Source organism: Parachlamydia sp. AcF125, assembly GCF_018342475.1.
GTDB lineage: Bacteria > Chlamydiota > Chlamydiia > Chlamydiales > Parachlamydiaceae > Parachlamydia.
Window position 1 is genome coordinate 1 of the sequence record NZ_JAEMUD010000001.1, and the last position, 13,378, is coordinate 13,378.

Below are 13,378 nucleotides of genomic sequence, written 5' to 3' on the forward strand. Positions count from 1 at the left end.
TCATCCACGCCGTCAGCATTCAATCTGAACCAAGATCAAATTCTCAAGTAAAAAAACTTTGAAAATTTGAGTATTTGTTATATTCTAAATATGTGGGTCGTTAGCTTTCGCTAACTTTCCTCACACAAGCTCTATAATTTATCTTGCTTGCACATTGTCTTTTCTTCACTGTCAAAAAACTTTGCATCGCTCTTTGGCTTTGCTTTTCGTCTCGCTTATTTGCGAAAGAAACTAAAAACATACCACATGGCCCATTATTTCTGCAACCCCCTTTCTTTTTTCCTGGTTTTTTTTGAGAAGCCTAACCATTGAGTTCAAAAATAAACTTACCCCGCAAGCATGACAAAAAGTTCCTCTTATTTATCTCAAAAGGGGTCTATCGCCTCTTTTCTCTCTCTAATGTTTTTTTTATTTATTTATGATATTTTTTCTGGTAGAGCTAAAAAAACACCTTTCAGATCATCTTGTTTGGCGCCTTGCCGATCAATTTGGAATCTGAATGCTCATCGATTGAAATCATTTGATAAAATGGCTTCCATTTTGTGAAGTATTTGATTAGATTGAAGGGCATTAGCTAGTGTCGTAACCATTTTTATTCGTTTTCAAGCATGATCTTTACAAAAATATATCGCTCTTCACTTTTAGCCCTCTTATGGGCTTTTACTCTTTCGTCTTGCACCTCCCATTATTATACCGAGCCAGGAAGCCCGCATCCGCCCTGCATTATCTACTTACCTGAAAAAATTCGAGTCGCACTTGTTTTAGGAAGTGGAGGCATCAGAGGTATTGCACACGTGGGGGTTATTGAGGAATTAAAAGCTGCAGGTATCCCTATTGACTTAATTGTCGGATGTAGTGCTGGAAGTATGGTAGGGGCGCTTTATGCCGACAATCTTGACATTGAAAAAGTAAAAGATATTATTTGGAACGTAAAGACAGACTCTTTATTAGACTTCGATTTTTGGAATTGTCGATATGGATTATCGCAGGGGCGATCGATGAAAAGCGCCCTCTCTAAACATTTATCTGCCAAAACTTTTGACGATTTAAAAATCCCACTAGTCATCGTTGCTTGCGACCTTTATTCGGGGGAGTTAGTTCCTATCGGCTCTGGCGATTTAGCTAGAGCCGTGCAAGCCTCTTGTTCGATTCCCCTTATGTTTGCTCCTTGCCAACATAAAGGGCGCATTTTGATTGATGGAGGAGTCGTCAACCCCGTTCCCGCTAAGGTGGCGAGAGACTTAGGAGCAGATATAGTGATTGCGGTGGACCTTTGCGAACTTCTACCCAAAACGTTCCCCTCTAATTTGTTTCAAATTGCGACTCGCAGCGCAGAAATTGCCTTTATTTGGCAAAATGAAATTTGCACTCATCACGGCGATATTATTATTCGACCTAAAACTGTAGGGATGGGGACATTCAATGACAAAAGAAAATGGCAAATTTATGAAGCCGGCCGGCGGGCAACAAGGGAACAGATCCCTGTGATAAAAGACCTTTTAGCCGGGATAAATCTGTCTAACCATGGGGATAGAAAAAGAGCCGTTACATTACATTGCTATTCCCCTCAAATTTGCTCCGAATATTAAATAAAAAAAGAAATCCTCTTTTATTCCTCCCTTCCTAAATGCTCGAGAGCTTCCTGGAGCAGTTCCTCGAATAGCAATCCTCCCTTATTCACAAGAACCCCTTAAAACTCAGCAAGAAATTTCTTGCTTAATCTTTTCATATCTTTTTATATAAAAAGCAAATAATTGTAAGGCTTTGTATGTTTTATCCGGAATCTTACACAATTGCTTGCCAACTTTTTTATCGGCTTTTGGGATTCATTTATTTTTTTGCTTTCGGCGCTTTTCTTTTCCAAATTCGAGGGCTCATTGGGATTCGGGGAATCTTACCCTTAAAAGAACATTTAAATTCTCTAAAAAACTATCCCCTTCGCAAACGTCTTCATTATGCCCCTACCCTTTTTTGGATTAATTCTAGCAATACTGCCTTGATGGGGCTGACAAGTTTGGGCGTTATTTCTTCGATTTTTTTAATGTTAGGGTGGCATCCTGCTGTACAATTATTCCTTCTTTATTTTTTATATCTTTCGATTGTTGGAGGAGGGCAAGACTTTCTTGCATTTGGTTGGGAAGGTTTTTTATTAGAAATGACTGTACATGCTTTTTTCATGAGCTTAACCCCTGTGCCCTGCCATTTAATTTGGGCAAGCGCTAACCTCCTTCTATTTCGCTTCCATTTTCAAGCTGGAGCGGTCAAATTACTAAGCAATGACCCCTCGTGGAGAAATTTAACCGCTATTGCTTATCACTATCAAACCCAGCCTCTTCCAAATACAATTGCCTGGTACGCGCATAAATTACCGCTGTGGTTTCACAAAACTTCTGTCTTATTCATGTTTTTTGCCGAATTGATTGCTCCTTTTGGAGCTTTTCTTGGGGAAAAGACCCGCCTGATCACTTTTATTGTGCTTGTCTTTTTGCAATATGGAATTTGGTTAACTGGAAATTTTTCCTTTCTTAACCATTTAACTGCCATATTTTGTATGATTCTTCTCAATAACAGGATTTTATCACCTATTTTGACAACCCCTATAGAAGGGGTTGAGCCATCCTTATACTTGGTAAGCTTCATTAATGGGGTTGGTGGCATTTTGCTTTTATTGCAATGCTTGCGACTATGGAATGTATTTTTCCCCCACCCTTTTGCGGAAAAATTTTTCCGCTATATAGCTCCTTTCCATTTGGTCAATCGATATGGAATTTTTGCTGTCATGACAACTAAGCGTTTTGAAATTGTCATTGAAGGTAGCCAAGATGGGTTTCATTGGGAAGAATACCTTTTTCGATACAAGCCCTCTGAAGTTACTCGCCGCCCACGCCGTATTTCTCCCTATCAGCCTAGGCTTGATTGGCAGGCTTGGTTTTTGCCTTTTACCCAATACGGAGCTGAACCTTGGTTCAAAAACTTTCTAGTGCACTTGTTAAAAGGAACGCCGGACGTTACAGCCTTATTGCGCAAAAACCCCTTTCCCTCCGCCCCTCCCCGCTATATTCGCTCTGTCATTTATAATTACACCTTTACGAGTTATGAAGAACGGCAAAAAAATGGATGCTGGTGGAATCGAACGTTTATTGCCGAATACGGCCCTGTGATGCATTTGAAAGATAAATAGTTCTAGCGGTCTAGCAAAAGGCCTCAAGTGCAAAATAACTTTCTTTCAGCGCCCTTTGTTTATTCTCACTACTTGCCTCCTTTAATGAAGGCATACTCGATTCAGTTTCAAGAAGCATTTCCCCCTTCTAAACCTGAGTAGCTCCTCAAGAGGAGGAGCTTTCTTTAATAGCGGTAGCTTTTAAATCCCCATTATTTACAACTGAAGATCAAAAAGCACACCTGCACTTAGCTTGTGTAGGGGGCGGATGTTGATGAATATCCATAGGGCCATTTCCAATCCCTAATTTCGGGCATGTCGTCTCCAACCCGGCGAATATAATGGGCGTGATCGATTAATTTGCCTTCAACAAATTCTCGGATATAGGCTCGCATTTTGCTAAATCGGGGAATTCGCTCTACTACATCTAGCATGAGGTGAAAGCGATCGAGATCATTTAATACCACCATGTCAAAAGGAGTGGTTGTCGTCCCTTCTTCTTTATAACCGCGCACATGCAGATTTTCATGATTGGCGCGTCGATAAGTTAAACGATGAATCAGCCACGGATAGCCATGGAAAGCAAATACGATCGGCTTATCTCTAGTAAACAAGTCATCATATTCCAGATCAGTCAATCCATGTGGATGCTCTGTATGAGGCTGCAATACCATCAAATCCACCACATTGATCATTCTGATTTTAATATCTGGAATATGCTTGCGAAGTAAATCGATAGCAGCCAAAGTCTCAAGCGTTGGGATATCCCCACAAGAGACCATAATCACATCGGGTTCTTCACCGTAATCGTTACTTGCCCACTTCCAAATTCCAATCCCTTTTGTGCAGTGCTTAATGGCTTCATCCATGGTTAAATAGTGTAAAGCGGGCTGTTTTCCCGCAATAATCACGTTGACGTAATTGCGACTTTGCAAACAATGGTTCGTGACGGATAAAAGGGTATTAGCGTCAGGGGGTAAATAAATGCGAATCACTTCAGCTTTTTTATTCATCACGTGATCAATAAAGCCGGGATCTTGGTGAGAAAATCCGTTATGGTCTTGCCTCCATACATGGGAAGTTAAAAAATAATTTAGGGAGGCAATTGGGCGTCTCCAAGAAATATGGCGCGTGGTTTTTAGCCATTTCGCATGCTGATTGAACATAGAATCTACAATATGAATAAAAGCCTCGTAACAGGAGAAAAATCCGTGCCGCCCCGTTAATAGGTAACCTTCTAGCCACCCCTGGCAAAGGTGTTCACTTAAAACTTCCATGACGCGGCCATCTGGGGAAAGATGATCGTCATCTGACACGATTTCGCCGGCAAACATCCGATTGGTCACCTCAAATAATGCATTCCACCGGTTTGAAGCTGTTTCATCCGGCCCCATTATGCGAAAGTTTTTTTGATCTAAGTTAGCCTTCATCACATCGCGCAGAAAAGTCCCCATGACCCTAGCCGATTCAGCCACTACAACGCCTGGAGCAGGGATATCAATGGCGTAATCGCTAAAATCTGGGATCCGCAAATCCCTTAACAATTCTCCCCCGTTGGCGTGGGGATTTGCTCCCATGCGCCGCTTTCCTTTGGGAGCAAGCTCTACATATTCTTCGAGAAGACAGCCGTTTTCATCAAAAAGCTCTTCCGGCTTATAGCTTCTCAACCATTCTTCTAGCCGCAATAAATGCTCAGGTTTTTCGGCTATTTCTGCAAAGGGAACCTGGTGGGAGCGCCAATAACCTTCCACTTTTTTCCCATCAATCTCTTTAGGGCCTGTCCATCCCTTTGGAGTGGCTAAGACAATCATAGGCCATAAAGGACGCTCTTTAAATCCATCTTTGCGAGCATGGTGTTGAATCTCTTTAATTTCTTTAATCACTTGATCCAAGGTTGCTGCCATGAGCTGGTGCATGTGCTCCGGTTCAGCCCCCTCTACGAAATAAGGCTTATAGCCATACCCAATTAAGAGACTTTGTAATTCTTCCCGGCTAATCCGGTTTAAGAGAGTGGGGTTTGCGATTTTATATCCATTTAAGTGTAGAATAGGCAAAACAGCGCCATCATACACGGGATTCAGAAACTTATTAGAATGCCAACTTGCAGCTAAGGGACCGGTCTCAGCTTCTCCATCTCCAATCACGCAGCATGCAATCAAGTCAGGGTTATCAAATACAGCCCCAAAAGCATGTGTCAGTACATAGCCGAGCTCTCCCCCTTCATGGATTGATCCGGGCGTTTCAGGCGCCACATGGCTAGGAATTCCTCCCGGGAAAGAAAATTGTTTGAACAGTTTTTTTAAGCCCGCTTCATCTTGGGTGATATTAGGATAGACTTCGCTATAGGTTCCTTCTAGATATACATTCGCAACTAACCCCGGCCCGCCATGTCCTGGGCCTGCCAAATAAATCATATCTAAGTCGTACTTTTTAATCGCTCGATTCATGTGAGCATAAATGAAATTTAGGCCCGGCGTAGTCCCCCAATGTCCCAACAATCTGGGCTTAACATCTTCAGCTTTTAATGGTCGACGCAGGAGCGGATTATCAAGCAGGTAAATCTGTCCTACTGATAGATAATTGGCGGCACTCCAATAAGCATGAATTTTTCTAACTTCTTCAGGGGTTAAACAATTTAGAGGGTGCCCATTTTTAAGGCTCTCTCTTGATGATTCAGACGATTGGTTTGTCATACTTATTTCTCGCCATTAAGTTTTTGTCTCTATCTTAGGCTTAAACGAAATTAAACTTTGCTGTCAAATTTTTCCAACGCCGGCAGAAAAATTTTAAATATCCTTCTCTTTTCTCTTTTAGTTTGGAAAAAATAGGTCAAATATGGGAGGGTATTTTGTGATCCTGCATAGAGGAGACAGAAAATGCACCCCCCGTTTTTATCATCTAGTTATCACTACTCTATTTCCCATAAAGGGGAAAACATCCTGACAATTAGGAGGACTAAAATTTCTTCACTCCCCTTGCCGCCAGGTTGTGCCCGATGCTTGGCATTATCCCAAGTTCAAGACTTGAAAAGACACTCAAATTCAAAAAACCCCTTAAAAAGTTTGACAGGATAAAAAGATAGTTTTTTAGTAAAAGAATCACATTTTTCACAGGAGTCATCTTATGGCTGAGCCGCTTTTATCCAAAGGTAAAGCTGATGCAATCGCAAATGGCGTCTTTTTAATTTGCTTAGGGATTTTACTGTATTCATCGGAAAGGTGGTGGCCAGGTATCCTTTTAGCGATATGGGGTTCTTTAGCTGTCAGGCAATATCTAACAGGGCGCATTTTTGATTTTGCTATTTCGTCATTTATCCTTTTAGGATTATTTTTGGCAACCATATTTCAAATAAGCTGGTCTACATTAATGCCCCTTTTATTTGTAATCGGCGGTGTCTATTTAGTCGTACGGGAATATTGGTTTACTGAATCTATTGAACAAGAAGGCTCCCGTGCGTTAAAAAAAGAAATAAAAGAAGAGATTAAAACAGAAATCGAAAAAGAAAAAATGGATGACAAATAACTCCTCCTTAATCCATGTTGGTGTTGTAAAAAAGTCAGCCTCTGCTTCCTATTTTTTTTTTAGGCAAAGTCGAAGAATACCGGTACGTTGGGCTTGAAGAACGAGCTAAAGGTAAAAAAATAGCCATCTTTGGGAAAGCCCAAAATATCCTCCGAGCTTTTCGCTTAGCAAAAGCTGGCAAAAAGATGAAGAGTTTGAATTTTTATCCTGTAAATTTCGGGATAGGTTGCCTGAAAGAGAGAAGGAAGTTTAACTGCATGATTCAGCCAGATAGGTGCCTCAGCCACCATCAACAACGATGTATATTTTGAGCAAGAATTAAGGCATCCGGGTATTAAAAAAATGCTTCCATCCAAACCCGGTGTTACGGAAAAATTAAAACAGGCAAATAGACTTTAACCCCCTCTTATCTGATGCATTGTCCAAGCTGCCATTCTCGATTTTTTTTATATCGTTCCGAAAAAGACCGCCAAGCTAGTTTTTGCCCTTTTTGTGGACACCCCCTGCAAGGAGAAGTTCTCCCTAAAGAAGAGGAAGAATGGATTCCTCTCATTTCTGAAGATATCCCATCTGAAGAATCTATAAAATATTCAATCGGTCCCTACCAAATTTTAGATCCCATTGGAAAAGGGGGAATGGGGGAAGTTCTACTTGCTTATGACCCCTCATGTGGAAGGAAAATCGCCTTAAAAAAAATTCGAGAAGACTTAGTGGAGTGCTCACCCATTACGCGGAGGTTTTTAAAAGAAGCCAGGATCACCAGCCAACTTACCCATCCTGCCATCATTCCCATTTATACTATTCAAGCAAAAGAGACTCCAACTTATTACACAATGCCTTTTGTAGAGGGTAATACGCTTAAACAAATTTTAAGAACAGCTCGCGAACAAGAAAAACGGGGTGAAAAAGCAGAGCAAGGAAGCATCTCTTCTTTAATTCGGATCTTTCTCAGTGTGTGCCAAGCGGTAGCTTATGCCCACGCTAAAGGAGTTTTGCATCGAGACCTCAAACCAGAAAACATTATCGTAGGACAATATGGCCAAGTGGTCATTTTGGACTGGGGTCTTGCAAAAATTATCCGCCACCCAGAGGAAGAGGAAGGTGAAAATGAAAAAACACCCATTTCCCCTACGCTAACTAAAGTGGGAAAAGTTGTAGGCACAGTTTCTTATATGGCTCCAGAAAGAGCTAAAGGGGGAGAAGCAACTGTCCAAACAGATATCTATTCCCTAGGAGTCATTCTTTATCAACTTTTGACCTTATATCCTCCATTTAGACGCACGACACTCAAAGAGTATCGAAAAAAAATGGATGAGGAAGTGCTTATCGATCCTATGGAAATGGCACCTTATCGAGATGTCCCCTTAATTCTTTCCAAAATTGTTACCAAATGCCTAGAAATCCAAGTTGATCAACGCTATCAAACTGTTGACGAACTTATTCGAGATTTGGAAAACTACATTGAAGGGCGCTCAGAATGGTTTCTTATTGCTGAATTAGATGTTGCCTGTAAAGAAGACTGGGAATTTCAAGAAAATGTTCTGATTGCAGAACATATGGCTATTACCCGAACAACCGAAGTTTCAGATTGGGTCAGCTTGATGATTTCCCGATCTTCTTTTACAGGGAACATCAAACTCGAAGCAGACGTCCGAATTGGTGAGCAAGGGCACGGCTTAGGATTTCTTTTAAGCATTCCTGAGGCAGCTGAAAGGCAAAACTTAAATGATGGGTACTGCCTATGGATAGGAACAGCTACAAATAAATCCACCAAGCTTTTGCGCTCCACCGTTGAAGTTGTAAGTTCACCCAGTACTTTTCTCCATCAAAATACCTGGTATCATATTTGTATCGAAAAAATTGATAACAACATCTACTTCTACATCAATGATGTTTTACAATTTTCTTATATCGGCCACCTTCCTCTTACAGGGACCCACATCGGCCTGCTTGCGCGCGATGCCGATTTTGAAATCAAAAATTTTTATGTGCATGTGGGGAACCAAAATATTATGGTCAACTGCCTTGTTGTTCCAGATGCCTTCTTAGCCCATAAGAACTATGCAGCGGCCTTAACCGAATATCGACGTATTGGTTATTCTTTTCCTGGTAGGGCTGAGGGACGGGAAGCCATGTTTCGAGCCGGCATTACTTTATTGGAACAAGCCAATTCTTTAATAGATCCAGCTGAAAAAAGCCAAACTTACGACGCGGCGTTAGATGAATTTCAAAAATTGCGCGGCACGCCTGGAGCTCCTTTAGAATATTTGGGAAAAGCGTTGGTTTATCAAGCCCTACATGAGTATGACGAGGAAGTCAAGTGCCACGAACTTGCAATTAGACGATACCCCCATCACCCTCTGCTTCCCCTTTTGCAAGAGCATATTGTGTTTCGCATGCACGAATGTTCCAGATACAACCGCAAAGCCACTTATCAATTTATTTTATTAGTAACCACTCACTTACCCAAAGTAGTTGAAAATCGCAACACCAAAAAACTTTTTCAAAGCTTGCAGAAACACTGGGAGCCTTTGCTATTTATGCTTCCAGAAAAACACTTCGAAACGATTCCTCAAATTTCCCTCCATTTTTTTTCTATGCAAATCGCTTTTTGGCTGGCAAAGCCCTATGTTCTTCTTGAAATTATTGACGATCTTCTAGTTTTTCGTCCCTTTGCCGTAGAAACAATCGGAAATGCCTTATATTCTCTTTTAGAGCTTGGGGCCTGGGAACTTGCCGCTAAAAAAATAACGCAAATCGAGAATAAAGACCTTTTGGAGTATACCTCTTTAGATTTTCAGGCCACACTGCGGGTATTGAAATTTGGCATCATGCTAAAGAAAGAAGGCTTGAGAAAAACAGCAGCCGACTTTGTGGATTCCTTAAAAAGCTCCCATATGTCTCCTGATGAAGAGCGGATGCTTTGCTATTTGACAATTAGCGCAAATGACGAGGACCAACGCGATCTCATTCCGTTTTTCCAAGAAAAAGCGCGCCAGTACCCCCTTTCAGAAGTTGCAAATTTTCGCTTTAAATGCCTGGAAATTTCCTACTATTTGTACACTAATGATTGGAAAAAAGCGGGAGAACTTTTGCATAGCTTCCCCATGGATATGTTAACTCAAGATAAAAACCTCCTTCATTTTTTATACGGTTGCTGGTTATATGCGACTGAAGGAAAGGAAATTGCTTTTGCCCATTTCTCGGTTAATTTAGAAGTCCCCTACCCACGCACATGGTCGCTATTTATGCATTATCTGCGCGGAAAAGCAGGCGAAAAACAACCCTGGTTTCAACGGGCCTTTTTGTGGGAAAAAAGAATGCTTTATCGTCAGCTTGCTTTATTTTATCATTGCGCCGGAGATCAAGCTAAATCGCATCATTATCAAAATTTAAAAAATTTAGAATACTTAGCGCCTGATGGATCAGTTAAAATCCCCTAACTTTACCAAAATCCTCTTCTGTGCTACTCTATTTCCGAAGTAATCCCGTAGGCCTTCTATGTTAGATCAATCCCCTTTAGGAAAGCAAACAAAGTATGTAACGTTATATTCTCCAGGGTTGTTATTTGCAATTCCTCGCACACTGGCCCGCAGTAAAATTGGTCTCTCTACCCTCCCGTTTACTGGAATGGATATTTGGAATTCCTATGAAGTTTCATGGCTAGATGAAAAAGGAAAACCCCAGATTGCGTTCGGGGAGTTCCATTTTCCCTATGATACGCCAAATATTATTGAATCTAAGTCGTTTAAATTATATTTAAATTCTTTCAATCAAACTAAAGTCCGTTCATTAGAAAAACTTCAAGAGATTTTAGAGCAAGACCTTTCCAACGTTTCTCTCGGCTCAGTTAAAGTAAAACTATATTCTCCCTCAGATTTTAAAAAGCAATCGCTGCACGAGTTTTCGGGGACTTGTCTCGATGGGTTAGAGATCGAAACAGATACTTACTCTGTATTCCCTGAATTTTTATCGACCGCACCTCAAGAAGAGGTAGAAGAAGCCGTCTATAGCGAACTCCTTAAATCTAATTGCTTAGCGACTGGACAACCTGATTGGGGAACAGTGTTAATTCGGTATGTGGGTAAGAAAATCGAACACGCAGGCCTTTTAAAATATATTATCTCTTATCGCAATCATTCAGGTTTTCATGAAGATTGTGTGGAAAAAATATTTCACGACATCTCTACCCATTGCAAACCTGAAAAACTCACCGTTTACGCCCGTTATGTGCGGCGTGGAGGGTTGGATATTAACCCTTTTCGCTCGAATTTCGAAGTCGCCCCTCCTAATCTTCGACTAAATCGGCAGTAATTCTTTCGGCTTGTTACTTGAACCTTCAAGCAACAAGGCATTCTATTTTGATTTTCCAACTAATTTTATAGCTTTAAAATCCGCTTCTAAAGCAAGCAGAAGTGAAGGGCCCCCTATTTTCCTAATTCCTTCGCTTATCTAAGCGGTTTTTTAACGATTTTAGCAATCTGATTTCTCCTAATAGCAAGCCACGTTTCGAGCCTTCGGCTTTCAAACTGCATAATTGCTTACCTCTGTCGACATTAAGCTTACTAGGCTTACGCTAAATTCATAAACTTTTGCTCGTTTCAAAAAATAAAAGGTTCCATCTGTTTTGTATAAAACCGACACTTTATGAAGTCGCTTCTTCTCAATAAAGCTTTATTCGCTTATAATGATCTCTCAAGGACAACTTCTTAAACTTTATGATTTAAAATGATGATTTCAAAAAAAACTCTCCCTTTCCTTGTGGCCTTTGCTGCTTTTTTCTCTACATTTCCCCTAGCAGCAGAGCCCTCCCTTTTCAGGAGCCAGCCTGAAAAAATCCATGTCAATAACCGTGTACTTGCCACCATAAACGGGAAAGTCATCACTGTAATGGATGTGATGAAAAAACTGGATTTAGTGTTTTATCGCAACTTTCCCGAATATGCCTCTTCCGCAGCAGCACGCTACCAATTTTACCAAGCACACTGGGGAGAAGTCTTACAAGATTTGATTGATAAAGAGCTTGTTCTCGCTGATGCTGAAGAAATGAACCTTCCTTTAACAAATGGGGATATCCGGCAAGAAATGGAAGAAACGTTTGGCCCCGATATCATTCACAATTTAGATAAAGCTGGGCTGACTTATGATGAAGCGTGGGACTCAATCAAAGGAGATATCATTATCCGTCGGATGCTTTACTACCGGGTGAATACTAAAGCCCAAACTCAAGTCACTCCTCAAGCCATTCAAGCGGCTTATGAACAATATGCTCAAAAAAACGTGAGGCCTAAAGAATGGAGCTACTACATGATTTCCGTTCGAGATGAGCAAGATGACAAGGGGGCCGAAATTGCCAACCAGATTTATCAACATCTGCAAGCTTCCTCTGTTAAAACTGAAGCTTTGCAGGAAAGCCTCAAAATATGGTTAGGAAAGGATGCGGCGCAAGTAAGTGTCTCTACTAAACTTTCCCATTTGGAAAACGAAGTAACCGAGGAAAATAAACAGATCCTTTCCTCTTTATCTCCTGGAAATTACAGTAAACCCATTGCTCAAAAAAGTCGCGCAACTAAATCCACTGTATACCGCTTATTTTATTTAGACAGCTTCAAACCAGGCGGAGCCCCTTCTTATGATGAGATGAAAGAGAGAATTAAAAATAATTTAATAGAAGAAGCGATTAACAAAGAAACCCATTTATACCTAGAAAAACTGAGAGCCCGCTTCGGCGTCAACAAGATTAATGCACGAGAAACGCTTCCGAAAGACTTTGAACCTTTTTCGTTAAATTAATTACTGCTTCCTATGCCTCTCTATAAACCAAATGAATTATTCGCTTTTTTGAATTCTTTGGGAATCCGTCCTAAGAAAGGCTTGTCACAGAATTTTTTAATTGACGGGAATATTTTGCGAAAGATTTTAGCAGCTGCCGCTGTTAATTCAGACGATGTGATCCTTGAAATAGGCCCGGGCCCAGGTTCTCTTACAGAATGCTTACTTGCAGCAGGAACAAAAGTCATTGCGGTCGAAAAAGACATTCAGTTGGCGGAGGCTCTTATTCGATTGCAAACTCCTCTGCCATCTTTGCAAGTTTATTGCGAGGATATTTTAGACTTTCCCATTGAAAACACGTTACAGCCTGCATTAAAAGAAGGCAAAAAAGCTAAAGTCATTGCAAACCTTCCCTATCATTTAACCTCTTCCATTTTAAGTGAACTTGTTCCTCTACATAACCTCTTTTCAACTATCACTGTCATGGTTCAAGAAGAGGTCGCTCGGCGCTTTACAGCTTCTCCAGGCTCTCGAGAGTATAGCGCATTTACGGTCTTCCTTAATTTCTTCTCCCATCCTACCTATAATTTTAAAGTGGGAAAACAGTGCTTTTACCCGGCTCCAAAAGTCGATTCCGCCGTGATAACACTCCAGTTGAAATCGCCTCCCAAAGTCGATCAGCAGGATTTTTTTGCTCTTACCAGAAAGGCATTTGAACAGCGAAGAAAAATGTTAAAAAGTGCTCTAAAACCTATTTACAAGCCTAGTTTGGTGGCAGAAGCTTTAATGGGAATCAGCTTAAATCCTATGGCAAGAGCGGAAGATTTAAGCTTGGAGGATTATTTGAAGTTATTTGCTTTTTTAGAGAAAATGGCCATCTAAGCAGCTGCGAGAGCTTGTTTCTTTTTAAAAACGCGCATTAAA

Annotated in this window: 8 protein-coding genes; 7 read left to right on the forward strand and 1 reads right to left on the reverse strand. The window is 40.9% G+C overall.

The genetic code is table 11. The annotated features are described in order from the left end of the window. Positions 1-608: 608 nt before the first annotated feature. Both PARA125_RS00005 and PARA125_RS00010 read left to right on the forward strand, forming a co-directional pair. A complete protein-coding gene (locus PARA125_RS00005) occupies positions 609-1,589 on the forward strand; it encodes a patatin-like phospholipase family protein (RefSeq protein ID WP_249274085.1) in 981 nt (326 codons plus the stop codon). Between the two features lie 179 nt (positions 1,590-1,768). Next, positions 1,769-3,181, forward strand: a complete 1,413-nt coding sequence (locus PARA125_RS00010; RefSeq protein ID WP_213156692.1) for a lipase maturation factor family protein — start codon at positions 1,769-1,771, stop codon at positions 3,179-3,181. A 227-nt stretch (positions 3,182-3,408) separates the two neighbouring features. On the opposite strand, the gene PARA125_RS00015 is transcribed toward PARA125_RS00010, so the two are convergent. Beyond that, positions 3,409-5,853 carry a phosphoketolase family protein gene (locus PARA125_RS00015; protein ID WP_213156693.1) on the reverse strand — a complete coding sequence of 815 codons (2,445 nt, stop codon included), beginning with the start codon at positions 5,851-5,853 and terminating at the stop codon, positions 3,409-3,411. Positions 5,854-6,283: 430 nt separating this feature from the next. Here PARA125_RS00015 and PARA125_RS00020 point away from each other — a divergent pair, with 430 nt between their 5' ends. From PARA125_RS00020 to rsmA, 5 genes are all read left to right on the forward strand, one after another. Next, positions 6,284-6,682: a hypothetical protein gene (locus PARA125_RS00020; protein WP_213156694.1), complete on the forward strand. Its 399-nt coding sequence runs from the start codon at positions 6,284-6,286 to the stop codon at positions 6,680-6,682. Positions 6,683-7,095: 413 nt separating this feature from the next. Continuing rightward, positions 7,096-10,125, forward strand: coding sequence for a serine/threonine-protein kinase PknD (gene pknD / locus PARA125_RS00025; RefSeq protein ID WP_213156695.1), 3,030 nt, complete (start codon positions 7,096-7,098; stop codon positions 10,123-10,125). Positions 10,126-10,183: 58 nt separating this feature from the next. Beyond that, complete coding sequence (queF, locus tag PARA125_RS00030) at positions 10,184-10,996, forward strand: NADPH-dependent 7-cyano-7-deazaguanine reductase QueF (RefSeq protein ID WP_213156696.1); 813 nt, start codon at positions 10,184-10,186, stop codon at positions 10,994-10,996. Positions 10,997-11,410: 414 nt separating this feature from the next. Further along, positions 11,411-12,475 (forward strand): peptidylprolyl isomerase, encoded by a 1,065-nt coding sequence (locus PARA125_RS00035; protein WP_213156697.1) that lies wholly within the window; start codon positions 11,411-11,413, stop codon positions 12,473-12,475. Between the two features lie 12 nt (positions 12,476-12,487). Further along, entirely contained in the window at positions 12,488-13,336 is an 849-nt protein-coding gene (gene rsmA, locus PARA125_RS00040; protein WP_213156698.1) for a 16S rRNA (adenine(1518)-N(6)/adenine(1519)-N(6))-dimethyltransferase RsmA, read from the forward strand. Positions 13,337-13,378 lie beyond the last annotated feature (42 nt).